The sequence below is a fragment of the Fictibacillus sp. 23RED33 genome (assembly GCF_015903925.1).
GTDB classification, from domain to species: Bacteria; Bacillota; Bacilli; order Bacillales; family Fictibacillaceae; genus Fictibacillus; species Fictibacillus phosphorivorans.
Genome location: NZ_JACZDX010000001.1, coordinates 513060 through 537959 on the forward strand (window position 1 = coordinate 513060; position 24900 = coordinate 537959).

At 38.6% G+C, this 24900-nt stretch carries 31 protein-coding genes; 18 read left to right on the forward strand and 13 right to left on the reverse strand.

The window, feature by feature from the left end:
* The first annotated feature begins 54 nt into the window (after window positions 1–54).
* Window positions 55–1134 (forward strand): diguanylate cyclase, encoded by a 1080-nt coding sequence (locus tag IHV09_RS02665; protein ID WP_197263552.1) that lies wholly within the window; start codon window positions 55–57, stop codon window positions 1132–1134.
* A 410-nt stretch (window positions 1135–1544) separates the two neighbouring features.
* On the opposite strand, the gene IHV09_RS02670 is transcribed toward IHV09_RS02665, so the two are convergent.
* On the reverse strand, window positions 1545–1883 hold the full coding sequence (locus tag IHV09_RS02670) for a hypothetical protein (RefSeq protein WP_197190577.1): 339 nt from the start codon (window positions 1881–1883) through the stop codon (window positions 1545–1547).
* Between the two features lie 239 nt (window positions 1884–2122).
* On the opposite strand from IHV09_RS02670, the gene IHV09_RS02675 reads away from it, so the two are divergent.
* The 3 genes from IHV09_RS02675 to IHV09_RS02685 all read left to right on the forward strand — a co-directional run bounded on the left by IHV09_RS02675 (window position 2123) and on the right by IHV09_RS02685 (window position 5050).
* On the forward strand, window positions 2123–3361 hold the full coding sequence (locus tag IHV09_RS02675; protein WP_231618109.1) for a molybdopterin-dependent oxidoreductase: 1239 nt from the start codon (window positions 2123–2125) through the stop codon (window positions 3359–3361).
* A 189-nt stretch (window positions 3362–3550) separates the two neighbouring features.
* Entirely contained in the window at window positions 3551–4045 is a 495-nt protein-coding gene (locus IHV09_RS02680; protein ID WP_197127208.1) for a GNAT family N-acetyltransferase, read from the forward strand.
* Window positions 4046–4294: 249 nt separating this feature from the next.
* A complete protein-coding gene (locus IHV09_RS02685; RefSeq protein ID WP_197263553.1) occupies window positions 4295–5050 on the forward strand; it encodes a hypothetical protein in 756 nt (251 codons plus the stop codon).
* A gap of 6 nt (window positions 5051–5056) precedes the next feature.
* On the opposite strand, the gene IHV09_RS02690 is transcribed toward IHV09_RS02685, so the two are convergent.
* Complete coding sequence (locus IHV09_RS02690; RefSeq protein ID WP_197190574.1) at window positions 5057–5353, reverse strand: hypothetical protein; 297 nt, start codon at window positions 5351–5353, stop codon at window positions 5057–5059.
* Window positions 5354–5474: 121 nt separating this feature from the next.
* Here IHV09_RS02690 and IHV09_RS02695 point away from each other — a divergent pair, with 121 nt between their 5' ends.
* From IHV09_RS02695 to IHV09_RS02710, 4 genes are all read left to right on the forward strand, one after another.
* Entirely contained in the window at window positions 5475–6488 is a 1014-nt protein-coding gene (locus IHV09_RS02695; RefSeq protein WP_197263554.1) for a Gfo/Idh/MocA family protein, read from the forward strand.
* A 75-nt stretch (window positions 6489–6563) separates the two neighbouring features.
* Window positions 6564–7049 (forward strand): DinB family protein, encoded by a 486-nt coding sequence (locus IHV09_RS02700; RefSeq protein WP_197190572.1) that lies wholly within the window; start codon window positions 6564–6566, stop codon window positions 7047–7049.
* A gap of 12 nt (window positions 7050–7061) precedes the next feature.
* The gene (locus IHV09_RS02705; RefSeq protein WP_197190571.1) at window positions 7062–7517 is read left to right on the forward strand and encodes an SRPBCC family protein; all 456 of its coding nucleotides are present in this window, start codon (window positions 7062–7064) and stop codon (window positions 7515–7517) included.
* A 422-nt stretch (window positions 7518–7939) separates the two neighbouring features.
* A complete protein-coding gene (locus IHV09_RS02710) occupies window positions 7940–8167 on the forward strand; it encodes a hypothetical protein (RefSeq protein WP_197127214.1) in 228 nt (75 codons plus the stop codon).
* Between the two features lie 41 nt (window positions 8168–8208).
* Here the strand turns inward: IHV09_RS02710 and IHV09_RS02715 are convergent, their stop codons facing one another.
* The gene (locus IHV09_RS02715; protein WP_197127215.1) at window positions 8209–8472 is read right to left on the reverse strand and encodes a hypothetical protein; all 264 of its coding nucleotides are present in this window, start codon (window positions 8470–8472) and stop codon (window positions 8209–8211) included.
* Between the two features lie 106 nt (window positions 8473–8578).
* On the opposite strand from IHV09_RS02715, the gene IHV09_RS02720 reads away from it, so the two are divergent.
* The 3 genes from IHV09_RS02720 to IHV09_RS02730 all read left to right on the forward strand — a co-directional run bounded on the left by IHV09_RS02720 (window position 8579) and on the right by IHV09_RS02730 (window position 11259).
* Window positions 8579–9208, forward strand: a complete 630-nt coding sequence (locus tag IHV09_RS02720) for a LysE family transporter (protein ID WP_197263555.1) — start codon at window positions 8579–8581, stop codon at window positions 9206–9208.
* A 167-nt stretch (window positions 9209–9375) separates the two neighbouring features.
* On the forward strand, window positions 9376–10680 hold the full coding sequence (locus IHV09_RS02725; protein ID WP_197264124.1) for an amino acid permease: 1305 nt from the start codon (window positions 9376–9378) through the stop codon (window positions 10678–10680).
* Between the two features lie 162 nt (window positions 10681–10842).
* Window positions 10843–11259 (forward strand): hypothetical protein, encoded by a 417-nt coding sequence (locus IHV09_RS02730; protein ID WP_197190570.1) that lies wholly within the window; start codon window positions 10843–10845, stop codon window positions 11257–11259.
* A gap of 78 nt (window positions 11260–11337) precedes the next feature.
* Here IHV09_RS02730 and IHV09_RS22315 read toward each other — a convergent pair whose 3' ends face one another.
* Complete coding sequence (locus tag IHV09_RS22315; RefSeq protein WP_231618110.1) at window positions 11338–11724, reverse strand: hypothetical protein; 387 nt, start codon at window positions 11722–11724, stop codon at window positions 11338–11340.
* Window positions 11725–11862: 138 nt separating this feature from the next.
* Here IHV09_RS22315 and IHV09_RS02740 point away from each other — a divergent pair, with 138 nt between their 5' ends.
* The 4 genes from IHV09_RS02740 to IHV09_RS02755 all read left to right on the forward strand — a co-directional run bounded on the left by IHV09_RS02740 (window position 11863) and on the right by IHV09_RS02755 (window position 15677).
* Window positions 11863–12885, forward strand: coding sequence for an NADP-dependent oxidoreductase (locus IHV09_RS02740; RefSeq protein ID WP_197263556.1), 1023 nt, complete (start codon window positions 11863–11865; stop codon window positions 12883–12885).
* A 68-nt stretch (window positions 12886–12953) separates the two neighbouring features.
* A complete protein-coding gene (locus tag IHV09_RS02745; RefSeq protein WP_197263557.1) occupies window positions 12954–13970 on the forward strand; it encodes a S66 family peptidase in 1017 nt (338 codons plus the stop codon).
* A 235-nt stretch (window positions 13971–14205) separates the two neighbouring features.
* Window positions 14206–14997, forward strand: a complete 792-nt coding sequence (locus IHV09_RS02750) for a DUF4397 domain-containing protein (protein WP_197190567.1) — start codon at window positions 14206–14208, stop codon at window positions 14995–14997.
* Window positions 14998–14999: 2 nt separating this feature from the next.
* Window positions 15000–15677 (forward strand): class F sortase, encoded by a 678-nt coding sequence (locus tag IHV09_RS02755; protein WP_197263558.1) that lies wholly within the window; start codon window positions 15000–15002, stop codon window positions 15675–15677.
* An 80-nt stretch (window positions 15678–15757) separates the two neighbouring features.
* Here IHV09_RS02755 and IHV09_RS02760 read toward each other — a convergent pair whose 3' ends face one another.
* Complete coding sequence (locus tag IHV09_RS02760) at window positions 15758–16552, reverse strand: TIGR00266 family protein (RefSeq protein WP_197190565.1); 795 nt, start codon at window positions 16550–16552, stop codon at window positions 15758–15760.
* Between the two features lie 21 nt (window positions 16553–16573).
* A complete protein-coding gene (locus IHV09_RS02765; RefSeq protein ID WP_197190564.1) occupies window positions 16574–17005 on the reverse strand; it encodes a hypothetical protein in 432 nt (143 codons plus the stop codon).
* Between the two features lie 205 nt (window positions 17006–17210).
* Between IHV09_RS02765 and IHV09_RS02770 the strand changes: the two genes are divergently transcribed.
* The gene (locus IHV09_RS02770; RefSeq protein WP_197190563.1) at window positions 17211–17549 is read left to right on the forward strand and encodes a MerR family transcriptional regulator; all 339 of its coding nucleotides are present in this window, start codon (window positions 17211–17213) and stop codon (window positions 17547–17549) included.
* Between the two features lie 18 nt (window positions 17550–17567).
* Here IHV09_RS02770 and IHV09_RS02775 read toward each other — a convergent pair whose 3' ends face one another.
* Window positions 17568–18416 (reverse strand): SDR family oxidoreductase, encoded by an 849-nt coding sequence (locus IHV09_RS02775; protein WP_197263559.1) that lies wholly within the window; start codon window positions 18414–18416, stop codon window positions 17568–17570.
* 72 nt (window positions 18417–18488) lie between these two features.
* Window positions 18489–18782 carry a hypothetical protein gene (locus tag IHV09_RS02780; protein ID WP_197127226.1) on the reverse strand — a complete coding sequence of 98 codons (294 nt, stop codon included), beginning with the start codon at window positions 18780–18782 and terminating at the stop codon, window positions 18489–18491.
* A gap of 310 nt (window positions 18783–19092) precedes the next feature.
* Between IHV09_RS02780 and IHV09_RS02785 the strand changes: the two genes are divergently transcribed.
* On the forward strand, window positions 19093–19746 hold the full coding sequence (locus tag IHV09_RS02785; RefSeq protein ID WP_197263560.1) for a C40 family peptidase: 654 nt from the start codon (window positions 19093–19095) through the stop codon (window positions 19744–19746).
* Window positions 19747–20002: 256 nt separating this feature from the next.
* On the opposite strand, the gene IHV09_RS02790 is transcribed toward IHV09_RS02785, so the two are convergent.
* The 3 genes from IHV09_RS02790 to IHV09_RS02800 are packed head-to-tail and all read right to left on the reverse strand — an operon-like array spanning window position 20003 to window position 21680.
* A complete protein-coding gene (locus tag IHV09_RS02790; RefSeq protein WP_197127228.1) occupies window positions 20003–20509 on the reverse strand; it encodes a DMT family transporter in 507 nt (168 codons plus the stop codon).
* 13 nt (window positions 20510–20522) lie between these two features.
* Window positions 20523–21227 carry a Crp/Fnr family transcriptional regulator gene (locus IHV09_RS02795; RefSeq protein WP_197190559.1) on the reverse strand — a complete coding sequence of 235 codons (705 nt, stop codon included), beginning with the start codon at window positions 21225–21227 and terminating at the stop codon, window positions 20523–20525.
* 27 nt (window positions 21228–21254) lie between these two features.
* The gene (locus tag IHV09_RS02800; protein ID WP_197127230.1) at window positions 21255–21680 is read right to left on the reverse strand and encodes a DMT family transporter; all 426 of its coding nucleotides are present in this window, start codon (window positions 21678–21680) and stop codon (window positions 21255–21257) included.
* Between the two features lie 201 nt (window positions 21681–21881).
* On the opposite strand from IHV09_RS02800, the gene IHV09_RS02805 reads away from it, so the two are divergent.
* On the forward strand, window positions 21882–22799 hold the full coding sequence (locus IHV09_RS02805; protein ID WP_197127231.1) for a hypothetical protein: 918 nt from the start codon (window positions 21882–21884) through the stop codon (window positions 22797–22799).
* Window positions 22800–23051: 252 nt separating this feature from the next.
* Here IHV09_RS02805 and IHV09_RS02810 read toward each other — a convergent pair whose 3' ends face one another.
* Window positions 23052–23672 (reverse strand): cell wall hydrolase, encoded by a 621-nt coding sequence (locus IHV09_RS02810; protein WP_197127232.1) that lies wholly within the window; start codon window positions 23670–23672, stop codon window positions 23052–23054.
* A 258-nt stretch (window positions 23673–23930) separates the two neighbouring features.
* A complete protein-coding gene (locus IHV09_RS02815) occupies window positions 23931–24716 on the reverse strand; it encodes a lipase family protein (RefSeq protein ID WP_197127233.1) in 786 nt (261 codons plus the stop codon).
* Window positions 24717–24900 lie beyond the last annotated feature (184 nt).

Here is a 24900-nt window from a genome sequence, read left to right on the forward strand (position 1 = left end):
ATTTATGTTAGTTTTTGGATGTATTATATGGTATTTTACTAGATGGTGATAAAAATGATAATTGTTAAACAGCTTTTTGCTAATCTTGCAATCCTAGTCGCACTATTGTTTCTGTATACCCAAATTAAGAGAGATCCACCGCTTAGAATGAATTCTTCTATAAAGAAAAAGCTCACAACAGGAGTTGCAGGGGGACTGTTCAGTAATATCCTCATGCAATACAGCATTCCGATCGGTACAACGCTGATTGATCTTCGACATATTCCCATTATTCTACTAGCCTATTTTGGTGGAGCAGTGCCGGCATTAGTAGGTATGGCTTTGGTTATTATGGGGCGTTTTTTAATTGGGATAAACATCTCATCTTATACTTCAGGTTTGTTGATGATCGCTATTACATTGTTTGCTATCATAATTGCAAGAACGAACTTAAGTCATCAGATAAAAAAATGGTCGATGCTAACTTTTGCAAATCTATTAACTACCCTCTTATTTTTCTATCTGATTAAAGACCCGCAGTTGCTACTTTACTTAATTCCTGGGTATTGGTTCGTGTCGTTTCTCTCAGGTTATGTAGCGTTTCAAGTACTACATATTTTATTTAAGAGTCAGATGATGTTTGATAAGTATAAAGCAGAGTCTACGATCGATCCATTGACTGGGCTAAACAATGTAAGAAAATTTGATGAGGTATTTAACAGTTGTATGGCAGATCTTGAAAAGAAGAAAAAGCTGTCATTACTGTATATTGATATCGATTTCTTTAAAAAAATTAATGATACTTATGGGCACTCAGAAGGTGATGTTGTTTTAAAAGATTTAGGGTTGATCCTTAGATCATGCGCACGGCCAACGGACATTGTCAGCAGGAACGGCGGAGAAGAATTTACTGTTTTACTCATAGATTGTTCACTGGATCAAGCAAAAAAAATTGCGGAAAGAATTAGGACAACCGTGGAAGAGCATGCATTCCTCTTAAACAGTGGCACAGAAGTGAACATTACGGTTTCAGTTGGATTATCTAACTTTCCTGAAACAACAACGATTGGAAGCTTGGTGATTAAAGACGCAGACAAAGCACTATATGAAGCAAAGAGAACAGGCAGAAATAGAGTGTGTATTGCTAAACAATAGAAGATATAAAGAAAGGAACGAGGATTATGTCGTTCCTTTTTTTTCTAGAATGAAATAGAGTTGTTATTGTCGTTGACTCCTGGTGGTCCGATGGCGACGACGCTAATATTTCTGCAATCAATAATAAAAGTGCGTGTAATTCCTAAATCGTCTATATAAGAAAAGTAAGCGCAGCAGGAATTCGAATCAAACTTCAACAGTTGAAATATAGTGGAGCCTTCTTGCAATTCTCCTGTAAGTTGAATAGGGTCCCGTGTTCCTTTATTTAAAAGAAATATAGATGGATTCATACTGGCATCACAATTCGTGGAAAGTTTCTCTGCTAGTTCCTTTAAAACACAACATGCACATCCACTGCATTTTGAATGGTTTGAACAGCCACAGTTTTTTAGCATAAGTGCTCCTCCCCTTTATTGAAGCGGTACGATTCCACTGATCTCGTGACAGTCAACTGCGACTTGCAATGTAACAGTATTTTGTTCAATTCTGATTTCAAAGAATGTACAGCAACTTTCTGGATCAAACCTAAGAAATCGAAAAGGAATTGGTGTTTCGCCGACTGGTTGATTTTGACCTTTAGGAAGAATGTAGAAAAACTGATTATTTGCCGTACATCCATCTGTACATTCTTCGTTTAGTCTCCTAAATATTTCACATATACAGCTATCACAGTTATTCGAATCAATCTTTTTTTCAAAATGTGACGGATGATGCTGTGAGAATAAGCTGTTTTTTGATTGCTTCATCATCAGAGCCTCCCCCTAATATAATCTCGAGAATAATATATGCATAGGCAACTGCGGAGTGACAAAAATAATGGAATTACAAGTATTCAACAAGAGGGAAAAGGCTATGAATTAGTGAATTAATATATATATAATGATCGATTTGTTCGTTTTTTTCGTATTCTTTCTATAGGTTCTTTTACGACATTCATAAGTTTAGATTCTATCTAATAAATCATGCTAAAGAAGGAGAGAAGGGTAGAATGAACATTAAAGGCTTATTTCAGCAGAACATGAATTTTGGTAAGAAATTAATCCGCCTGCACCATGTTAACGCTCTCCTTTTTTTAGTTTTAAGTGTAACGGGCTTTGTTTTATTTTCATCTTCATTCCGCTCAGCACTTCCAACATTCAGAGTATGGATAAAAGATATCCATATCTGGATCGGCATCGTTTTTTGTTTGCCCCTCCTTTTTTATATACCTAAAATGCGAAAACACTTAAAGTCTTTAAGTAAAAAGAAAGAACACCGTGTGAACCTGTATGTTGTACTTAGTATTGTAACAGTACTGATCATAAGCGGACTGCAGCTTACGTTTCATCGCCAATTTCCACCAGTCGTAAGTTCTGTATCTTTATTTTTTCATGATGCTGCAACATGGTTCGGGGTTCCTTACGCCACGTATCACAGCATAACGCGAAGCAAGTGGTTTAAACGATTAACTGCAGGCAAGACTGTCGATCTGCCTCAGGAAGAACCGATGATTATTAGTGAAGAGAATCCGATCTATAGAAGACGGACATTTTTAAAACTTTTAAGCGGAAGTATTATTGCAGTAGCGTTTCTGCCTTCATTCTTAAAATGGATCAAACCATTTTTGCCTGAGAATGCAGGAAGTGATGAACAAGCTTTACCAGATGGAAACAACTTAAATCCGCTGCCGAGTCCAAGTCCAAAGTCTGCCCCTCCTGTTGGTGGTGGACGAAGAGGGGTATTCCGCTATTACACCGTGACGGAGATTCCAGAGATCAATAATGATAATTTCAGCTTAGCGATTGATGGACTTGTAGAAAGAAAACAAAAGTGGAATTGGAATCAGTTTGTGAACGTACACCGTGATGTGCAAGTCAGCGATTTTCATTGTGTGACAGGGTGGAGTGTATATGACGTTACATGGGAGGGGATACCTCTTAAGAAATTGTTACAAGAAGCAGGTGTGAAGGAGAAAGCAAAGTATGTGAAGTTTTATTCGGCTGATGGTGTCTACACGGATACGCTTACGGTTGAGCAGGCGATGATGGATGACATCATGGTGGCTGTGTTGATCGATGGTAAACTGATTTCACAGAACAACGGAGGACCAGTCCGATTAATCGTACCTAAAATGTATGCATACAAATCCGTAAAATGGCTGAATCGAATTGAGTTAATACAAAAGGAGCACGTTGGGTATTGGGAAAAAAGAGGATATGACAAGAATGCCTGGGTAAAATCAATCTAAAGTTAAACAACCTCCATTAATTTCACGGTAACTTCTCATATATTCACGGATAGCGTTAATAATTTCACGGATAACTCTCATAATTTCACGTATAAAATTTTTTATCCGATTTTCGACAAATCCCCCTTCTTTTCCATGAAAAGGAGTATTAAAATAAATGAAAAGCAATGTGATGAAGGGGCAAAGGGAATGGAAATTGTTGAGATACGGAATGTTGACGAATGTACAGACGAGCTTTCTGATCTATTAATAAAAGTAGTACAAGAAGGAGCTTCCATCGGATTCTTGCCTCCGCTAAAAAAACAAGAAGCTGATGATTTTTGGAAAAGCTGTGTGAGTCCTGACATCATGTTTTGGGTTGCAAAAATAGATGGTGCGATCGCAGCCACTATTCAGCTTCACTTGTGCAAAAAACCAAACGGCACTCATCGTGCAGAGGTAGCGAAGCTGATGACACACCCAGCGTTCAGACAAAAAGGAATCGGGCGAAAACTGCTGCTTCACGCAGAACAAAGAGCAAAAGAAATTGGACGGTCACTGCTTGTCTTAGATACAAGGGAAGGGGATCCGTCAAATCTACTATATCAGTCGTTTGGTTTTCAAGAGGCTGGGCGAATACCTTTTTTCGCTAAGAATGAAAAAGGTGGATTAGACACAACCATCTTGTACTATAAAACGATTTGACTCATAACTTTTTGCCGTCACTAGATGAAGATATTGCTCTTCGAGTGCGGCATTTTTTTCGTTCTTAATGTTACATAAAGTGTGATTATAAGTAGCAAGTTCAATCTTAATTCCTCCCAATACGAGGTAAGTTAACGAATTTGCCATAAGATTGTTACGAAAGTATGAAAATCCTTATTTTTCCTATTATTAAATCCCCATTCCTTTACAATTAAATTGAAGTATAGGTAAAGGAAGGAAGGGGTTTGTTTGGATCGCCAACTATTAATCTCAATTGTCATAATCACTATTTTATTTGAGAGTTTATTTGTTTACTTATTTCTATTGTATAAGAAAGGAAAAATAGATCAGAACCCAATATTATTACTCTTCAAAAAGGAGTGGAACATTTTATATCATGCCTTCTTTAAATGGAGAACCAAAAAACGTATGATGATTCAGAATGATAGTTACCTCTTTCATAAAAACTCCAACTATTTTTATCTATTTCTTGCATTAATCCACGAGCAGATCATTGAGATGATCGTGTTTCATATTTACCTAAAAAAAGAAGAGCCTGATATAGCTCTTATTATGCTAGTTTTACATATTTACAGTGTAATTTACATGTTGGGTGATTATAACTTATTGAGAAATACCCCATTTCGTATCACCAAAGATAAAGTAGTGATGAAAATTGGTGCTAGACGATCTCTATATTTCGATTTAAGCCAGATTGACTATATACAGCCTGCCTCAATAAAATACAACAAAAGTGGAAGTATCATCAACGAAAAGAGAGTATTCCATGCTACCGCTTTTCCTAGAATTCTAACTATAATATTTGGAATAAGTGACGAATTGAAATACGAAATTATATTAAAACAGCCTGTAGATGCACGAGGTTACTTCGGACAAAAACAAAAAACAAATAAGGTATTGCTCTATATGGATAATTCTTCCGAGTTTGTCAATGAACTTCAAAATCGACTGGATATTACCGGCACAACAACTAAATTAGTATAGCGGTTCCTATCGATAAGGCTTTTCAGGATTTCGATTCCGAAAAGCTTCAATTGAAATAAGGTATGAGAAATAAACCCCGATTGCTGCATTGCCATAAAACACACCCATGAATATCCCTGCCCATAGATTTCCTGGATGAGCAAAAACTATTGATATGAATAACCCTAAGACATTAGCGATAGAATTTAGCCATGTACGGAGTTTAGGAAACAAGACCTTCAAAATAATTAACACTAGAATGATGATTGGAACCGCGATAATAGCATCCCAAAAATTTGTATGGACGACCGGAAACTCTTCCACTTTACATGCTCCTATTCTGCAAGAAGATTCTACTAGCTTTGACGTATAACCAAAAATATAAAACTTTTAATTCTCGTTATGTATAATGAATGTAAATCTAGCTTGAGGAGTGGTGAAGGTAATGAATGTAGCTCTACTCAGTAAATGGCACGTGCATGCTGTCGATTATGCACGAGAAGCATTGGAGAATGAATCGATCACAATAAAAACAGTATGGGATGAAAACAAAGAGCGGGGTACCCAGTGGGCGGAAGAATTGGGGGTATCGTTTGAAGCGGACCTACAGAATGTGCTAGATGATTCGAACATCCACGGTGTAATTGTTACTACAGCTACCAACCGTCATAAAGAGATCATTATTGCTGCTGCGAACCATGGAAAACACATTTTCACTGAAAAAGTCCTCGCTTTTACAGTAAAAGAGTGCGAAGAAATTTTAGAGGCCGTAGATAGAAATAACGTACAACTCATGGTCAATCTACCAAGGCTTACAGAAAGCTTTTACCTCTATGCGCAACAAGCAGTAAACAAAGGACTCCTTGGGAATCTTACATACATCAGATGCCGTGTTGCACATAACGGATCTGTACCTTCGGAAGAAAATCCAAAGGGGTGGCTTCCACCGCACTTTTATAATAAAGAAGAGTGTGGTGGAGGTGCGCTGATCGATCTTGGGGCACACCCGATCTATTTAACGAATCGTTTAGGCGGGAACGTAAAAGCAGTAATCGGTAAACTGAATGAATTATTCAAATTAGGCGTAGATGATAACGCTGTCGTTATGGTGGAGTATGAATCAGGTGCTATGGGTATGATCGAGACGGGTTTCCTATCTTATGGAAGTCCGCAACAACTCGAACTTTATGGCACGGAAGGTACAATCATGGTAGAAGGACAAGAGGTAAGGATTAAAAGTAAGCACCTTAACACAGAGGATTGGGTAAACCCAGAGCTGCCGAATCCGATTTCTTCAAATATGGAGCAATGGGTTGATGCCATTGAAAAAGGTACAAAATCGACGATTTCAAGAGATGACATCGTAAATTTAACCGCCATAAATCAAGCGGCGGCAATTTCGAGTAAAGAAGGTCGTCGGGTACTGTTAACAGAATTAGAAGTGAAGCAAAATATTTGAAGTTAATAAAAAGGAAATTAACCTCCTTGTGCAGAATGTATGTTCGTAAACAGTTCTGCACAAGGAGGTTTTTTTATGCATCAAAAAACAATTTTTTTGAATCAAATGGCAGCCAACCATAATGAACCAAACTGGTTTGTCCCCATTGATCGGGCACTTGAAGGACTTACAGCTGAACAAGCAAGAGAAAAAACAGGAGATAGCAACTCCATATGGGAGATCGTCAACCACTTGATTTTCTGGAACGAACGCTACTTACAGAGGTTTAAAGGAAATTCGCCTCAGCAAAAGATTGAAAGCAATGATGAGACGTTTGAGAACGAAAACAGTCAGGACTGGGAAACAACTAAAAATCAATTGTTTGCTATACTAACGGATTGGGCCTCGGTAATAAAAGAAGCAGATGATCGTTTTTTTGAGATTTCTGCTCATGAAGACCGTCACGATCCTTGGTATTCTGTGCTTGCTAATGTAAACATCCATAATGCCTATCATATCGGGCAGATCATAGAGATCAGAAAATCAAAAGGGAACTGGGATTCTAAAAAAGGTGTTCATTAAGGGGGCGAGAATGTGGAAAATCTGAAGTTTGTATATGTTACTTACATAGAGACTTCTACTAAGAAAGTGTGGGAGGCTCTGACTAATGGAGATCTAACAGAACAATACTTTTTCGGCAGTCGAGTGGATTCAGAATGGAAAGAAGGTTCACAGATTACGTATTCACGGGGCAGTAAGGTTACTGATTGGGGAGAAATCTTAACGTGTGAGCCAGAAAAGAGGCTTTCCTTTACTTGGATCAATAAGTGGGATGAAGAAGAGCGACAAGAGCCAACCATTGCGACATTTCTGCTAAAGGAGATGAACGGTACAGTGCGATTGACACTGCGTCATGAGAATTTGAAGGATGCAGATCTTGTAGAGGATGAAGATACGTTCGTAGGATTTAACAACGGCTGGCCAGCGATCTTGAGCAACTTGAAAACAATGCTAGAAACTGGACGAACATTGCCACCAGTAATTTCTTGATTACTACTTAAAAAGGGGAGAGAGATTCTCCCTTTTTTTATGTAACGAACCATTCACCTTTAAGCGAAGCGATTATTATTAAAATAAAGGCTAGGTTGTTCGCTCACAATATTATTTCTGTAATTACCAGAGCAAAACATATCATCTAATGTTGTCCACTCTTGACTCTTAGGATAAATGTATTGCTTTTCTTCTTTTACAGATTACACATTCTTCTAGTGAAGTAGAAGATTTAGGATATTGTGCGCTTGTTGTACATAGAAATTCTTCCAAATTGTTGTGCCCCCTTCTAAAATACTAAAGGCTAAGTCTAATAAAGAAACTATGGAAATTATTGTGAAATCACTTAACAGTTCATAGGTCTCAGTTTTAAAAAATTGGAGAAGGGAATTAGTAAACAAAACATAAAGGAGGTGGCTAGCATGTCTGTTTATGACCAGATCAGCTCTTGTTGCAGCAGGATCGAGAAAGCAGACACAAAGGAAGATGTACTTCGCGAAGTAGATAAGCTGGACAACTACGCCTCTTATCTAAACGCAGAGAAAGCAAAACGACTTCATATTTATTGTGATAACATTCGTAAACTAAATGTTGATGTTCGAACAGAAACGGTCAACCAAGCAGGGTTTATTCGAAATTTATTTGCCTGACATAAAGATCCCTCATGATTTTTTCATGAGGGATTCGTACGTTAATCGTACCTTGTTTCCTGCAGTGCAGCTTGCGTTTCATGAAGATGTCTCAAATATTCTTTGGCATGATGAATGTGTTTCTTTTCTTCATCTGACATTCCTTCACCTGCGTCATGTATGGATTGCTGAGCAGTTTCGAGCCTTAATTTTGCTGTTTGAAAACAAGAGGGCGTTTGGTTTGCTTGAGCTTCTATCATAGCTTCATCCGCACGTTTTACATGATCTAGTGCTTCTTGAATTTTTGGACTTATTTGATGATCCATTTCTATGATCTCCCATTCACTATTTGATTTTAGGTCTGTTTAGAATTCCCTCCGAATAAGATTTAAGACAAGCATGAGTTGTCCATCTTATACGTGGAGGTCTTCAATGATTATATTTTTTAAATATGTACTGCTAGGTCTATCTCTGGCGGCTCCCATTGGTCCGGTAAACGCTGCACAGATGGACCGCGGAATCAAATATGGATTTTGGCAAGCTTGGATGGTCGGGTTAGGTGCAACCGTTGCAGATGCACTCTATATGCTCATGGTGTACATGGGGCTTGTTAGCTATATCAATACTCCGTTCATCAAAACTTTTCTCTGGCTCTTTGGCAGCTTTGTTCTCCTTTACACTGGAATCGAGACATTCAAAAAAGCTTCAATGGAAAGAAAGAGCAGTCAGCAAGATTACACCGTACATAACAGCAGGAGCTTTCTGGCTGGTTTTCTAATGTCTCTTACCAATCCTCTTACCATCTTATTTTGGTTAGGAATATACGGTTCTATACTCGCAGAAACTGCAACGAAGTATTCGCTGGAAAGTTTACTTCTCTATAGTATGGCCATATTTTCAGGCATTCTCTTATGGGATTTCGCGATGGCTGTTGTATCCAGCAGTTTCCGGAAAATGCTGGCTGATCGCATTTTACATGGAATTTCAAAATTATCAGGATTATCACTGATCGGATTTGGATTTTATTTTGGGTATAAAGGTATATCGTTTTTATTATCGTAAACAAGCAGCTTTGGAATTTTTCTAATGCTGTTTTTTTCTTACGCCAATGAATATTCAAACGTTTAAGTAAAACAATAATACTTGTAAAGCAGGAGGGTATTATTGTGAAGAAATCTAGTTGTAATGGACCGGTTCAACCAAATCTTGATCAATCAGAAGCAAAGGATATGGCTTGGTGGCAGCTCTCTCTTGTTGGAGTAGGATGTACAATTGGGACAGGTTATTTTTTGGGATCCACAATTGGGATCCAACTTACCGGCCCTTCAATTGTTTTTTCATTTATATTGGCAGCTATAGGAACTTACATCGTGTTTCAGTTGTTAGCCAAAATGACAGCAGCGGATCCTCAAAAAGGCTCGTTTTGTTACTATGCCACTCATGCTTATGGAAGATGGGCGGGTTTTAGTTGTGGCTGGAATTATTGGGTCTCGAGCATATTGATCATGGGGAGCCAGCTTACTGCGCTTTCGATCCTTTCTCAATTTTGGTGGCCACATGTTCCGCTTTGGATCTTTGCAGCATTCTACGCGGTGTTAGCCATTATTGTTGTTTTAGCAGGTACGAAGAAATTCGATCAAGTTGAAAATTTACTGGCAGTCATAAAAGTGGCAGCTATCGTGATGTTTATAATTTTGGCGATCGCAGGATTAATCGGTTTTGTGGACGGTAAAAGCTATAATCTGGATATACCAAGTACGTACAACGGTTATTTTACAGGTGGGTTAAAAGGATTTTGGTCCTCTCTAATCTATGCGTTCTATGCATTTGGAGGAATTGAAGTGATCGGCATGATGGCGATGCAATTGAAAAAGACAGAAGATGCTTCAAAAGCGGGAACGATCATGCTTTTTAGCCTTACCATTATCTATGTCCTTTCGATTGGACTTGCCGTGTCTACTGTCGCTATAGAAACATTTGATCATAAAGAAAGTCCGTTTGTTACGGCGATGGAAAGGTATCATCTAGTTTTTTTCCCTCATGTATTTAATGGAGCCATCATCGTAGCAGGGTTTTCAGCGATGGCGGCAGCTCTATTTGGAGTGACCAACTTATTAAGGACGCTTGCAGAAGATGGAGATGCTCCAAAATTGTTTGCGAAAACCATAAAATTTAAAAAACTGCCGCTTCCTGCAATGGGTTTAGGAGCAGGAGGACTTTTAGCAAGTATTATCACAGCCCTACTTCTCCCAGGGAAGATCTATGAATACATTACAACCGCAGCTGGGATTTTACTTCTATTCAACTGGTTGTTTATCATTATGTCTTCGATGAAGATGTTGCAGCAATCCTTATGGGTGAAGATGATTTCGATTTTTGCTATCCTATTAATTTCTTTAGCCGTAACAGGAACTTGGTTTGAAGAAACAATCCGGCCAGGGCTATACGTTAGTATCGGGATCTCAGTGATTATAGGAATAATTTCAATGGTTGTACAAAAGAAACGGAACGATCAAGCAGGTAAAATGATTTAATTCTGCTAATTTTAATCACTCGCTTCTCTTTAAAGCATTAACACCTAAATATTTGAAGGGTCATAAGTCTTTTGACTCATATTGATACAAAAAATGATCTGATTCGACATCCACTTCGTTAGCTTAGTGCAAGACAAAAAAATTACAGGAGTGTGATGAATCATGATGAAGAAATTTGCGAGTACAGGACTAGCTTTGGGATTGCTATTAGGTGGAGGTACTGCATCCTTTGCTCAAGATGACAACACCACTGTAGATCTTAGCGCGAAGCTCAATGCTGCGATTGAAAATAATGAAACCGTAACTTCAGCTGAATTTACAGCTTGGGCAGAAGCAAATCATTGGGAGATGTCCGATCTTCAAGCTTGGGCAGAAGCAAAAGGAATGACAGAGAGTGAAATTCAAGCTTGGGCAGAAGAGAATGGCTGGAGTGAGGAAGACAGCGCTTCTTTAGATTTAAACTTAGATGCTAGCTTAGATCTGGACAACATTTTGGATCGTAATGACAACGACCACTGGGAAGACGATGAAAATGATGACGAAGGAATTCTTGATGATATCCTTGGTGATCTATTATAAGAAATGTGAACAAAGAAAGCCGTTCCCGAGGGAGCGGCTTTTTCTTTTATACTCAGAATGTATATCTTGTTTGCACGATCAACCAAAACATACGAAGTTTCGAATCTGGGAAAATTGGTATCGTACACGTTGTCTGCGGCCGCCTATCCAAATATAGCCGGTAACGCTGTTTTGGCGAATTGCTACAGGGAAGAACCAAAAATCACGACCAAACTGACCTGGGCGACGAAGCCCTATGAGTCCCCAATTTCCTAAACAGCTGCACAACCGGGCACGAATTTGAGGAGGTTGGAATGTTTGAGTGAAAAAAGGTTGTGGTATTTGGCTTTGGGCAAATTGTTGTGGCGGTGGAGAAAATGGACCTGCTTCATCTTCTTCCGTTTGGCGTTCTAAATAGTGTGATTCATCTATGGAATGCTGATGTTGATGATAATATGGGTGATTGTTCATCGGATTATTATTCATAAGTTTGTTTCCTCCTTCCACTAAACAGTTTGTTCGATATATGAATATGATAGCTGTTCCTTTTGAGTAGCTTGTTCGTTGTACATAATAGTAAAATCAGAATGAAATGGGCTGCATGATGGAGGTTTAATGTAAAGAATGAAAGCAATCACAATCGATCGTTACGGCAAGGACGTAGCATTACAAGAAACAGAAATGCACAAACCTGAAATGGGTGATCAGGATCTTTTAGTCAGAATACATGCCGCAAGTATTAATCCAATTGATTTTAAGATTAGAGATGGAAAAGTAAAAATGCTGTTATCTTATGACATGCCACTAATTCTCGGTAATGATTTTTCAGGAACCGTCGAGCAGGTAGGGAGTAAAGTTTCTACGTTTCAACCGGGAGACAAAGTGTATGGAAGGCCAAGAAAAGATCGAATTGGAACATTCGCCGAATTTATTTCGGTACACGAAGATGATGTAGCAATCGCACCAAGTAACATTTCTTTGATTGAGAGTGCTTCTCTGCCGCTAGTTGGCCTGACCACTTGGCAAGCCTTTCATGATGTAATTCAATTGAAAGAAGGACAAAAAATTTTAATCCACGCTGGTGCGGGTGGGGTTGGTACATTTGCGATACAGCTTGCAAAAGCCATGGGGGCATACGTAGCCACTACAGCTAGTGAAAAAGGATACGATCTTGTAAAGTCTTTGGGAGCTGACGAGATCATCAATTACAAAGAACAAGCTTTTGAGAAAGTCCTTAAAGGTTATGACGCTGTTTTTGATACGTTAGGTGGACCTTCTTTAGAAAAATCATTCGAAGTGTTGAGACCAGGTGGAAAGATTGTTTCAGTTTCTGCCGTTCCGAATAAAGAATTTGCAGAACAAAACAACATGGGTTTATTCAAAAAAGTGATTTTTTCTATCGTGAGCAGAAAGTTAACGATGCTTGAAAAGAGACACAACGTCCGCTACCATTTCCTATTTATGAAGCCGAGTGGAGAACAGTTAAGAAGGATTGCTCATTTGGTAGAAAAAGAAGATATCGTACCTGTGATTGATAAAGTCTTTTCATTTGACGATGCACAGAAAGCAATTGAATACGTGGAAACAGGGAGAGCGAAAGGTAAAGTTATCATCAAGGTGGAATCACCTCTAATTGCGAAAGGTTGAAGGAACTCTTACTTACTTTGTGGAAGTTTAGTGGACACAGAAAAATACAAAAAGTAGGATGATTTCAGATGATTAGATATCCATTATTAAAAGAAAAAGCATCAATCGGAGTAACTGCCCCTTCATCAGGTGTACAATCGGCTCTTCATGACATGTTCAAGCAAGCCTGTCTGCGAATGGAGAATAGAGGCTATGAAGTAACTTGTGGTGATACGGTATGGACGCAAAATAAGGCGAAGTCTGCACCAGCAAAAACACGAGCTGTTGAATTTAATGAGATGGTAAGAGACCCAAAGATAGATGTAATCATCCCTCCTTGGGGTGGAGAGCTATTAATCGAAATGTTAGAACATGTTGATTTCACGAATTTGCCGAATAAGTGGATTTTAGGTTATTCAGACACAAGTACGCTTCTCCTTCCCATCACTTTGAAAACAGGAATCGCCACAGCACATGGCACAAATTTTGTCGATTTAAGAGGTGAGTACTTTGATGAAACCACAGCGATGTGGGAAAAGGTACTCTCAACAAGAGAAAGTGATAGTGTTCTTCAGAAGTCTTCTGATAAATATCAAAAAGAGTGGCTACACGACGCACCAACACCATACGTGTTTCATCTCACTGAATATACAGAGTGGAAGACGGTTTCAGGTAAGAATGAAAAGATTTCTGGGCGTCTGCTTGGCGGCTGTATTGATACGATTCGTCATCTAATTGGAACACCTTATGGCGATGTCGCACATTTTCATAAACAGATGATTAATGGTGAACCCATTTTATGGTACTTAGAAAACTGTGAAATGAACACTACTGATCTAAGGAGATCTCTGGTTCAAATGAAGCTAGCGGGCTGGTTTGAAAATTGTTCTGGTATTATGTTTGGCCGAAGTCCTGGAAATGAGCCAGTTAATGATTACACAGTGGAAGACGTATATGAAGAAACGTCTCGGGAGCTGAATATTCCAATCATCTATGATGTGGATTGTGGACATGTACCGCCTCAGATTACTTTTGTGAACGGGGCTTATGCCGAAGTTAAGGTAGAGTGTGGCAAAGGAACGGTTTTACAGCATTTTCGTCAATGACATTCTCTTATACCATTAAATAAAGCTGATAAAAATTCAATACAGTATAAATTAAAAGTTGTCTCCTTCGTGAAGGAGATAACTTTTTTTGGTGACTAAAATAATAATTTAAATAATAAATTGTAAATATTTAATAAATATGGTTTAAGTTTAAAGTTTAAGTGGTACATAGATTATACAAACATATTACATTTATTGTGCATTTGTTTGTATACCATTTGTGAGGAGAGATGAAATGAAAAAGTTTTTTGGGTCTGCACTAGCTGCAATCATGATGTTTGCTTTGATGGCATCGGGGGTTTTCGCTGAGTCTAATGATGCGATGGTTCGTATTGTACATGCTTCGCCTGATGCACCTGCAGTTGATGTCTACGTAGATGGAAAACTAGTAGTTGAAGGGGCTGAATTCAAGGCAGCAACTGATTACATGCCATTGCCAGCTGGCGAACATAAAGTTGAAGTCTTTGCAGCAGGAACAAAAGATAATGCAGTCATTTCACAAAGCTTAACGGTAGAGGCAGGTAAAGCTTATACGGTAGCTGCGGCAAACATGTTAGAAATGGTTGAGTTGGTAGTAGCAGAAGACTCCATGCAAGCAACTGAAGGAAAAGCAAAAGTACGTATCGGGCATCTTTCTCCTGATGCGCCAACAGTGGATGTTGGTTTAATTGGTGGTGATGCTTTGTTTAGTGGAGCTTCATTCAAAGCATTCACAGATTATAAAGAATTAGATCCAAATACGTATGATCTAGAGATCCGTACTTCAGACGGTACACAAGTGCTTGACCTCTCAGGAACAAAGCTTGAAGCAAATATGGTATACAGCGTGTACGCAATTAATACTGCTGATAAACTTGAAGTATTAGTTCTACAAGACTCAATGGTGATGCCATCAGAAATGCCTAAAACAGGAATGGGTGGAGCATCTGATGAGTCATCATCAAACTATACAGCAGGAATCATCGCAGCAGTGGCTGGATTTGGAGCAGTAGCGTTTGTCCTATATCGCAAACGTACAGCTCAATAATGATGAAGAAACAAATAATCTTATTTACAACCATATTCCTGCTGAGCAGTTGCTCAGCAGGATATAACTCTGAAAGTGATGAGAAACAAGAGTATAGGCAGAACGAGATTCTAGTTTCATCACAAGAAGAACGAGGGGAAACAAATACAAAAGCAGCCCAACAAACCGAGTCTATGATGAAAATGAATAACGAGGATACAAAAAAAGATCGGCCAGATGAGGCTGAATCTATAGGTATTGTTCCAACAAAAATAGAGATTCCAGCTTTAAAAGTTAGCGCTTCTGTAAACGGACAGGGACTAAACAAAGACGGACAGATGGAAGTACCAGATAACGGGGAAGATGTTGGTTGGTATGAACTGGGTGCTAAGCCGGGTGCGAATGGAAATGCGGTTATAGCTGGCCATGTGGATGATTATACGGGACCTGCTGTATTTTTTTATTTAAAGAACTTGAAAGCTGGTGATCTCATTCACGTTTATGGAAAAGAAAATGAAAAAGTTTCTTTTCAAGTGGAAAAGGTTGTTTCCTATAAAAAAGACGAAGCACCTTTACGTGTGATTTTTGGACCTAGTCAGCAGCCTAGGTTGAACCTCATAACATGTACAGGTGTATATAACAGGAAAAACAATGAACATGAGAAACGGTTGGTCGTTTTTGCAAAGCGAATCAAACAATAAAAAGAGCAGAGACCATCTACTGAAGATGATTCTGCTCTTTATTTGTAACTATTACATCTGTTTAACGCTCATCTTCTCAATCAATCTCCATTCAACATGCCGAACACGCCTTTAGCAATGCTGCCTTCATCGCTAGATCCGCCTCTATGAGGAGCTGCAGCAAAGACACGACTTGCTAAGCGGCTGAATGGAAGAGATTGAATCCAAACCGTTCCCGGTCCTCTTAATGTGGCAAAGAACAAGCCCTCACCACCAAAAAGCGCTGTTTTCACGCCTTTTACCATCTCGATATTATAATCGACACCGCTTGTCATCGCAACCAAGCATCCTGTATCTACACGCAACACTTCTCCAGGTGCCAATTCTCTTTTATGAATGGTTCCACCGGCATGGACGAAAGCCATCCCATCGCCTTCAAGCTTCTGCATGATAAAACCTTCACCACCGAAGAAACCTGCTCCAATTTTACGTTGAAATTCTATGCCGACTGTTACACCTTTCGCAGCCGCTAAAAATGCATCTTTTTGGCAGATCACTTTACCACCAAGCTCACTTAAGTCCATTGGAATGATTTTTCCAGGGTAAGGTGAAGCGAATGAAACGTGTTTCTTTCCGCGCTCTTCATTCGTAAATGTTGTCATAAACAGACTCTCGCCTGTCAGAACGCGCTTACCGGCATTAAAAAGTTTACCCATTAAACCGCTTCCGCCTGATGAACCTGAACCGTCCCCAAAGATGGTTTCCATTTCGATGCCGTCTTCCATCATCATTAATGCACCAGCTTCAGCGATTACCGTTTCTTTTGGATCTAACTCTACTTCGACGAACTGCATATCATCGCCGTAAATTTTATAATCAATCTCGTGGTTATTCATGTTCTGTTCCCCCAATAATGTTTAATCTGTGTTTCCTGAGACCATTTCAAAGTTTGAAGATTTACCGTTTTTGTATAATTGAATGGTTTCATAGGCTTTGTTTAATTCTACCTCATACAATAGTTGGTTTTCTATGTTCTTATCTTCATAATCAGCAATCGTCTCTTCTTCATAAAAGACTTTAAGTGTGGCACCGTCTTCTTTTACCTTAAGATTAAAGAATGTGATCGCGGGTTGATCTTGTAAGATGTTTACTCCATTTAGCATTAGGTAGATTCTTTCGTCTTGATCTTGAAACAGATGGATGCCATTTTGCTTTTTAGCAGTCTCGAAGAAAGACTGTACCTCTGAATCTGCTTCTTGAAGTGCAATAAAATCTGTGCGCAGTTTTGAATCATCCATACAGCCTGCTAACAAAATGATTAATTCAATCAGCACGAGTATCTTCTTCATCGAAGGCTCCTTAAGATTACTGAATGCACAAGTTATTACGCGTTAATAATCTTTTAGTTTCAATTAGTGTTTAAAAATTTTTGTCACACCTGTTAAGGCTTGAAGGAAATGAAAACGTAAGTAAGATAATCTAACAGCTTTGTTGAAAGAAAGTTTCATTGAGATATAGTAAAAAGAGGGGGTAGGGCGAAGGAGTGGCTACACTATGTCTTTTGAAAATACACCATATAAAGATAAGAAGGTTATTTCAATAGGTATTGTAAGTGAGTTAACAGGATTGTCATTCAGACAGATACGGTATTACGAAGAAAGAAAATTGATCTTCCCAGAACGTACTGAAAAAGGGACGCGGAAATATTCGTTTTCGGATATTGAGAAGCTGGTTGAGATTGCAAATAAACGAGAAGACGGAGTACAAACACATGAAATTAGAACTGAGATGAAAAAGGGGAAAGAAAAACAGTCAGAAAAGAGTTTGCTTAAAGAGATGCTTCGTGGCCAATTTAATGCTCATTTTAAGAGCAATCATGATCGAACATCATAAAAAGGCAGTCTCGGGTGACTACCTCTTTTTGTTTCCTACTAATCTTATTGTAATTAACCATTCTAGTATCTTCCATGGCAGGATGCTTTTTAGCCGTAACGTTAAACTCACTCCTTTGCCAATTGGATAACGGAGTTTAGGAGTTTTTGTAGAGATAGCAAGTTTAGTCACAAGTTTTGCGACATCAATAGGGTTCCCATGAGCTGCCTTGCTGCTTTCCATGTTTTTCAGGAGTGCATCCATATAAAAGGAATAAGGAGACTGAGAATCGATAGTCAAGTTGTCGATCGAAGACCAAATGTTTGTTTGATAAGATCCAGGTTCTATAAGAACGACATCTATTCCGAACGGTCGCAGTTCCAAACGCAAACTTTCGCTGTATCCTTCCAACGCGTGCTTAGATGCCGTATAAGGTGATAGACCAGGAAACCCAAACTTTCCAGAGATGCTGCTCATATTAATGATGCGTCCTCGGTTGTTTTTACGCATGAAGGGAAGGACGGATTGGGTAACTGCCATAACGCCAAATACATTTGTCTCAAACTGCAGACGATATTCATTGATTGATAGTTCTTCTGAAAAACCGCCAAGTGCAAACCCCGCATTATTTACTAAAACATCAATGTTAGGAAGCTCTTTGATAAAGCCTTTAAATGTTTGGATAGAATCTGTTGATGTTACGTCCAGAGCATGAAGAAAAATTTGGTCACTTACCTTGTTTTCGTCTGCCAACTTTAATAAAGCTTCCGCACGACCGACATTTCGCATCGTACTCACTACATTAAAACCGGCCTTTGCAAGTTCAATTGCACAATACATACCAAACCCGCTAGAAGTGCCTGTAACAATGGCTGTTTTTCTGTTCATTTCAATCTCCTCATGATAAAAAAGTTCGTTAAGTTATGTACTAAACGTAAACGAACTTTTCTAAGCAATCAACTATTTATACGGATTGTTTGGCCGCTTATCTCGATAGTTGTAAATGACAAACACGAAACCTGAGTATGATCCAACCGCAGCTACTCCATAGATGATTCCCATTACGATTCCAGTCCAAAGACTATGTGGGTGTGCAATTAAAACAGATATGATTAAGCCTAGCATGCAGGCGATCGTTGGTATCCAAGCAGAGATGTAAGGAAAGAAGATCTTGAGGATTTCAATCATGATAATGATGGCGGGTATAGCAATCAATGCATCCCAAAAGTTAGTAAGAATGAACGGGAACTCCAAATAGATGCCTCCTTACCCTTTTTTGCCCTTTATATACTCTATACAGAATACAGCTAATCTTTCCTTCTATTTGTCCACATTCCCCAAAAATTTATTTGGATGATGTTTGTGCCGTTTATAGTCTAGTTACGTATGGTACTACTCCATATCTAACTCATATTTTCATTACCTTTTCAAATATTACAATGTGTAATTTCTCATACATTCTGCAGAAAATTGTTAAACCGCTGTAACTCCCTCACAATGTCTTTGTCATCTCTGCCTGTTAGTATGAGACAGGTCAGATTAAATAAGAAAAGGGGATGTTACTTTGAAAAAAGCAGCAGCAGGATTAGCAATAGCAGGTGTCGTGGCGTTCAATCCGATAGTGGGTGAAGCCGCTCTTGGAGATCAAACGCTGAAACCTGAGACGCAGCATTCAGACGTACAAGACCTCCAACAAACGTTAGATAAAAAAGGATATTTTTCATATAGCAAAACAACGGATTATTACGGTGACTATACGACAGATGCGGTAAAAAAATTCCAAGCAGATAAAGGTATCACAGTGGATGGCATCGCAGGTGATGAAACATTTAAAGCGTTAGGAATCGATACTTCAGAAAGTGATTCTTCAATTGTTGATGTAGCTAAAAAGTACGAAGGAATAGCTTATCAATGGGGTGGAGCGTCACCAGATGGTTTTGATTGCAGCGGATACTTACAATATATCTTTAATGAAGCAGAAAATGTTGAGTTACCTCGTACAGTGGATGATATTTATGCAGAAGGAACAAAGGTTGATTCACCAGCAGTAGGTGACATCGTATTCTTTGATCTAGAAGGTGACGGGCCGAGTCATGCTGGAGTATATATCGGGAACGACCAGTTCGTACATGCTTCTTCTTCAAAAGGCGTAACAACTTCTGAACTTAATAGCTCTTATTGGTCAGAAAGCTATATCGGAGCAAAAAGTTACGAATAAATTTCAAAAGAATGTGAAAACGTCCACTTCAAGTGGGCGTTTTTTTTATGGTGAAGAAGCTTTAGCGGAGAAAGTGATTGAAACTCAGGTGTCAATCACTTTGTTGCAGGTGGAACTTGGGCACTTGTAGGTGATCATTAATGTGTTACAGGTGAAAAACACCACTTAAACGGCGAACATGTAATAAATATAATATCACGTACCGTAACAGTAATAGAGACGCATAAAAAAAGATGACCACGTTAGAAAACGTGAATCATCTCTCGACAGATGCACTTTGTTTTAGCGTATGCTTAACCACCTTTGTGACTTTACGTTGTTCAGCGCGACTTCCACCAAACTTAAACACGATAACGCCACCGATAATGACGAGCACCCCTAATAACTGCTGAGAGGTAAACGGTATTTTTTCGAGACCGAACAAACCGAGTGAATCCCACATGAGTGCAGAACCTAGCTGTGACGTCAGGACGATCGATATCGCAAATGTTGGACCGAGCAGTCGTGTACCTTGTACTAAACAAACAACAACCCCGACACCAATTAATCCGCTGAACCAAAACCATGTCTCCATGTTCTTCAGTACGAACAATTCTTTTCCTTCAAAAACAACACCTAGTGTCATAGAAGCAAGAAACCCTAAACCTAACACAAGAGCTGTAGTCGACCAAGTTCCTGCATGGTCATTGACTCGGGTATTAAAAATATTTTGCAGACCAACAAGTATGCCTGCGAGAATTGCAAAGAGTAAACCGATAAGCATGTTGCACGCTCCTTTATTTTTCGTATATATTCCGGTGATTAGCTAGTTCACTTAAGCCTTCTCGATTCTTCACTTCAATGAACCCTTTATGCCGTTCCACAAGGCCATCTTTAGAAAGGTGTTGAATGACTCGGTTCAAGTGGCGATAGCTCGTTCCGATCAAGTTAGCGGCATCTATAAGATGACTCGTGCTCAACTTACCGCTATATAAAGCGTCGGATTCGTCAAAACAAACCGACAAAAGATAGCTCGCAAAACGAACTTCGACCGGATACAGAAGATTAAAGCTTAGAGAACTTGATTTTACATAAAACTTCTTGGTGATCACGTTCAACAGAAATTTTAAGAGCGGAGTATGATCGCTGCCGTATTTTTTCAACCAGCGGTGATGAATAGCGATCATATGCACTTCAGAAACGGCTTCAACCGTATTGATAAAATCAGTTCCTTGAACGTACTCAATATCACCTACAACATCTAGAGGTGTTTTAAATGAAAGAATGAGTGTTCTTCCTTCAGGTGAGGTGTTGAAAATCTTCAGTTTTCCTTTTACTAACAAATAAAGGTGGTTGTAAGGATCACCTTGTGTACAGATTAATTCACCATGATCATAGCGGTATAATGTTAGATAAGGTAGAAGCTCATCATTTAAAATAGGTTTGATTTCAAAAGTCTGCAAATAATTCTGAAGCAGCTCAGGATCGTGAATTTCTCTCAATTTTCAAACACCTCATCTCATTCTTCCTTAAAATTTCAAGATGACAACTCCCGCGATCATCATCGCGATTCCAATAAATTGTGGAAGCTTCATCTCTTTCTTCAATACACCAAACCAGCCTTTGCCATCGATTAAGAACGTGATCGCTAGCTGTGAGATCAAGATTACCGCGATCGTTAATGTCACACCTATAGAGTGGATTCCATAAATATTTCCATAGATGACGACTGCAGCAAATGATCCTCCCGTTAAATAAATGGGTCGTACTTTCTTAAATTCTTTCCATTTTTGATCTTTTACGATCAAAACAATTAAGACGGCTGCGACAAAACCAGTCAATTGAGTAATCGTGGCTGCCTGCCATGAGCCAATATCCTGGCTGATCCGTGCGTTCGCTACACCTTGCAGAGTAATAAAGGCGCCGGCAAAAAAAGCAAACATTATTCCTTTCATTTCATCACTTCCCAATACAAAATTCTATAACCATTAAAGAATAAGAGAGGATATGTTGGGAAGGACATATGTCCTAAAACTTTAAAATGTATGTTACGCACATGATAGTTACATGATGAAATGTTCCTTTTCCTTTCCACTTTTACATATTTCGTTTAAAATAAAAAGCTGCACGACAATCTCTATGAAAGAGGTAAGAATATGAAACGATTAAAGAATTTATCAAATAAAACTAATAAAAACAATGAACAATCAGCAGAATTTAAGAATCGTGAAAGCTGGTTAAAGATTATTATCATCGGTGCTTTTGCTTTATTGATCTTTTATAAAATAGCCACGGCACCATTCGTATTCCGCTTTTCAGATTTTATTTCCGTATTTAGTTCGTTGTTCGCTATAACGATCTCTCTCATCTATTTTAACAAGGTCAGCAAGTTAGAGAAGATGATTGAGTCTTTCACGTCCAAAGAGAGGGCTGTTCAGACTTATGAAACATCTCCGGCAGCTGCTGCAGTAGCTGATGAGCCTGAACAAGAGCAATTAGAGCTGTTCGAGGAAAAGGAAGAAAAGATTGAAGCTCCTGTTTCTGAAGTAGAAAAAGATGAAGTAATTGAAGAAGATGAAAAAGAACAAGAAGGAAAAGAAGAAGTAATAGATGAAGAAGAAATCTGGGAAACACAGCGAATAAAAGAAGAAGAGCTAGCCAAGATTGAGATGGATAAAACACAGATCTACAACGAGCTCTTTACACGTGCACAGTTAAGCAACGAAGAAATGACATACTTTAACGAGAAAATCAGAGAAAAAGAAACGGAAAGCTTTAACACAAAACAAGAATTGAATCAGTTTAAAGATCGTATTCAAAATGTGTTCAAGAAAACTCCGCAATTTTTCCAAAAAAGAGATTCACGGATCGAAGGAATTGTTCGCATGATGAATCCAGTCACCCTCAAGAATGCGTCTCTTGAAGACTTAAATCAGCGTATGGATCAAGTGATTGATGTTATTCCTGAAGAAACGCTAAATTCCTTAATTAGAGATGGATTATTAGATGAAACATACCACCTGACACGCTCTGGTTACCGTGAATTCATGCACGTAAGTAAAACATTTCAATAATAAATGATAGAAAAAAGGTGTGCCTTTGGATTAAGGGCATACCTTTTTGTATATGTGTAAAGCTAGGCAGGACAATATATACAGATTGCTCGTTCAGAAGAAACAGGAAAAATAATTTCACGGTAATTCAGATTATATTCACGGTAATCAGCAATAATTTCGCGGATAACTAGCATAATTTCAGGGATAAAATAATTTTAACAACTTTCCACAAAACGACATCATCACCACAACAAACAGGTTCTCACAAATTTATTTTGCAAAAAGGTGATTGCCGATCTTCGTAACCGAAGCTCTTGAAAATATCCAGGTATCCGTTGCAAGTTCAGGGTTGTAGTAATAAACAGATCCGTAAGTCGGATCCCAGCCTTTCATTGCGTCAAGCACTGCACGATATGCATAGCTGGACGGCTTTAAGTGATATTGCCCATCATGAACGGCTGTAAATGCGTTTGTCTGATGAATAACATCACTTACATGACTCGGGAATGCAGGATCTTCTAAACGATTTAATATAACAGCGGCTACAGAAACTTTGCCTATGTAGGATTCACCACGTGCCTCACCATGAACAACACGTGCCATTTGTTCTACATCTTGTAGCATTAAAAAGGTAGCAGGACCAGCAACGCCATCGGATGAAAGATTCGTCTCATATTGAAAGTTAGCAACTGCTCGTTCAGTAATAGGACCATAATATCCAGTAACAGGTCCATAGAATAAACCAAGTGCTTTTAGTTTTTCTTGTAGGATGGAGACCTCATAGCCCTGACTTCCTTCAGTTAATAGTCCATGCGCTTGAACTTTAGTCGGAACGAACAAAAACGCCAATGCCACAAAAAAGAGTACCAGCTTACTTAGTAGGTTTCTCATTGTAAAACACCCTTCCCTTCATGATTTCTATATATTATCAATAAAGGATGATTTAGACATGAAGCGCATTCTCTATTTTTTTGCAGCAGTACATGTCCCTCTAAAGTAGGGAAATATGACAATTCATGTTACAAAACTACTAACTCGTTATATAAGCGTTTCAATGCAGAGTTAACGGGTAAAGAAATGGATTGGTTAAGAAACGATCCTTACATAAAAATAAACCCATTTAACATTTTGTTAAACGGATATTGTCAATCACTCACAAATCGTGGATTCAGGAAAGAAGCCCGGATATTTATTGCAAAGTTTTTTGTATTCAATTGGATATTGCTTGCTTAAAAAATGAATATAACAGAGGATTCTATGATTTTGGATATATTTTCTGTTCTTAAAATTCAGTTGATATTCCTGTCCAATAGGGAGGTTTAAAAGAGGCTTGTTCTTAAAAAAGAGAGGAGTCATGCAATTTGAGATGGCATCGTGCACATTTACAACTCGAATACTGTTTATCACTTCTTCATAGAATTTTTTAGTAAAATCTTCATTAGCGATCGGCAAACTAGCAAAACTATAGAGAATAGGGTTTATAAAATTTGTGTTAACTGCCGCATCTAGTGTGAATAATGCAGCTAGACTGCCACCAAGGCTATGACCTGTCACGAGTAGCTGTTTATCACCTGTATATAGCTGGTTGATATCCGCTAAGAGAGCATCTCGAAATGTACTATAAATTTTTGTGATTCCTCGATGAGTTAACCCGCTATCCGTAACATAGATATATGGGATTTGTGAAACATCTAGGTATGAGCTTACATTATCCATGGTCTTTGTTCCCCGAAAAGCCACAACGAGTGAATCCTCAGATTCAGCAATAAATCCAAATGTTTCTCCTGAATCTGAGACGATTGCACGTTTCATCTCGTAATGCTTCGGTAATTCAATCGTGCTAAGTTCGTGAACGATATAGGCTTTGTAAGACATCACTGCCAAGAATAGAGCCATTTCTCCATCGAACACAAATAACTCTTTTGTTATTTTCATACAAAATCACATCCTTCACTTATCCGATTTAATAGTATATGAAGGAAGCAGTGGACAAGTATAGACGCGTACACTGAGAGAATTAACTATTTTTCTTTAAAGTGGATGTCGTGGTTTATTAAAAGAGGAGATCGATACATACTAGTTGAGTGTACTTATTTGATAGTGGGAGAGGAGTTTGTAG

Excerpts from the sequence above, each read along its gene's own strand:
- IHV09_RS02720 (WP_197263555.1), top strand. The coding sequence starts at position 8,579 with ATGATTATATTTTTTAAATATGTACTGCTAGGTCTATCTCTGGCGGCT.
- IHV09_RS02815 (WP_197127233.1), bottom strand. The coding sequence starts at position 24,716 with ATGAAAATAACAAAAGAGTTATTTGTGTTCGATGGAGAAATGGCTCTA.
- IHV09_RS02760 (WP_197190565.1), bottom strand. The coding sequence starts at position 16,552 with ATGAATAACCACGAGATTGATTATAAAATTTACGGCGATGATATGCAG.
- IHV09_RS02725 (WP_197264124.1), top strand. The coding sequence starts at position 9,376 with ATGGCTTGGTGGCAGCTCTCTCTTGTTGGAGTAGGATGTACAATTGGG.
- IHV09_RS02765 (WP_197190564.1), bottom strand. The coding sequence starts at position 17,005 with ATGAAGAAGATACTCGTGCTGATTGAATTAATCATTTTGTTAGCAGGC.
- IHV09_RS22315 (WP_231618110.1), bottom strand. The coding sequence starts at position 11,724 with ATGAATAATAATCCGATGAACAATCACCCATATTATCATCAACATCAG.
- IHV09_RS02695 (WP_197263554.1), top strand. The coding sequence starts at position 5,475 with ATGAATGTAGCTCTACTCAGTAAATGGCACGTGCATGCTGTCGATTAT.
- IHV09_RS02710 (WP_197127214.1), top strand. The coding sequence starts at position 7,940 with ATGTCTGTTTATGACCAGATCAGCTCTTGTTGCAGCAGGATCGAGAAA.
- IHV09_RS02790 (WP_197127228.1), bottom strand. The coding sequence starts at position 20,509 with ATGCTTATCGGTTTACTCTTTGCAATTCTCGCAGGCATACTTGTTGGT.
- IHV09_RS02715 (WP_197127215.1), bottom strand. The coding sequence starts at position 8,472 with ATGGATCATCAAATAAGTCCAAAAATTCAAGAAGCACTAGATCATGTA.
- IHV09_RS02700 (WP_197190572.1), top strand. The coding sequence starts at position 6,564 with ATGCATCAAAAAACAATTTTTTTGAATCAAATGGCAGCCAACCATAAT.
- IHV09_RS02755 (WP_197263558.1), top strand. The coding sequence starts at position 15,000 with ATGAAGAAACAAATAATCTTATTTACAACCATATTCCTGCTGAGCAGT.
- IHV09_RS02805 (WP_197127231.1), top strand. The coding sequence starts at position 21,882 with ATGAAACGATTAAAGAATTTATCAAATAAAACTAATAAAAACAATGAA.
- IHV09_RS02750 (WP_197190567.1), top strand. The coding sequence starts at position 14,206 with ATGAAAAAGTTTTTTGGGTCTGCACTAGCTGCAATCATGATGTTTGCT.
- IHV09_RS02775 (WP_197263559.1), bottom strand. The coding sequence starts at position 18,416 with ATGAACAGAAAAACAGCCATTGTTACAGGCACTTCTAGCGGGTTTGGT.
- IHV09_RS02680 (WP_197127208.1), top strand. The coding sequence starts at position 3,551 with ATGGAAATTGTTGAGATACGGAATGTTGACGAATGTACAGACGAGCTT.
- IHV09_RS02670 (WP_197190577.1), bottom strand. The coding sequence starts at position 1,883 with ATGATGAAGCAATCAAAAAACAGCTTATTCTCACAGCATCATCCGTCA.
- IHV09_RS02675 (WP_231618109.1), top strand. The coding sequence starts at position 2,123 with ATGAACATTAAAGGCTTATTTCAGCAGAACATGAATTTTGGTAAGAAA.
- IHV09_RS02730 (WP_197190570.1), top strand. The coding sequence starts at position 10,843 with ATGATGAAGAAATTTGCGAGTACAGGACTAGCTTTGGGATTGCTATTA.
- IHV09_RS02665 (WP_197263552.1), top strand. The coding sequence starts at position 55 with ATGATAATTGTTAAACAGCTTTTTGCTAATCTTGCAATCCTAGTCGCA.
- IHV09_RS02745 (WP_197263557.1), top strand. The coding sequence starts at position 12,954 with ATGATTAGATATCCATTATTAAAAGAAAAAGCATCAATCGGAGTAACT.
- IHV09_RS02740 (WP_197263556.1), top strand. The coding sequence starts at position 11,863 with ATGAAAGCAATCACAATCGATCGTTACGGCAAGGACGTAGCATTACAA.
- IHV09_RS02800 (WP_197127230.1), bottom strand. The coding sequence starts at position 21,680 with ATGAAAGGAATAATGTTTGCTTTTTTTGCCGGCGCCTTTATTACTCTG.
- IHV09_RS02810 (WP_197127232.1), bottom strand. The coding sequence starts at position 23,672 with ATGAGAAACCTACTAAGTAAGCTGGTACTCTTTTTTGTGGCATTGGCG.
- IHV09_RS02770 (WP_197190563.1), top strand. The coding sequence starts at position 17,211 with ATGTCTTTTGAAAATACACCATATAAAGATAAGAAGGTTATTTCAATA.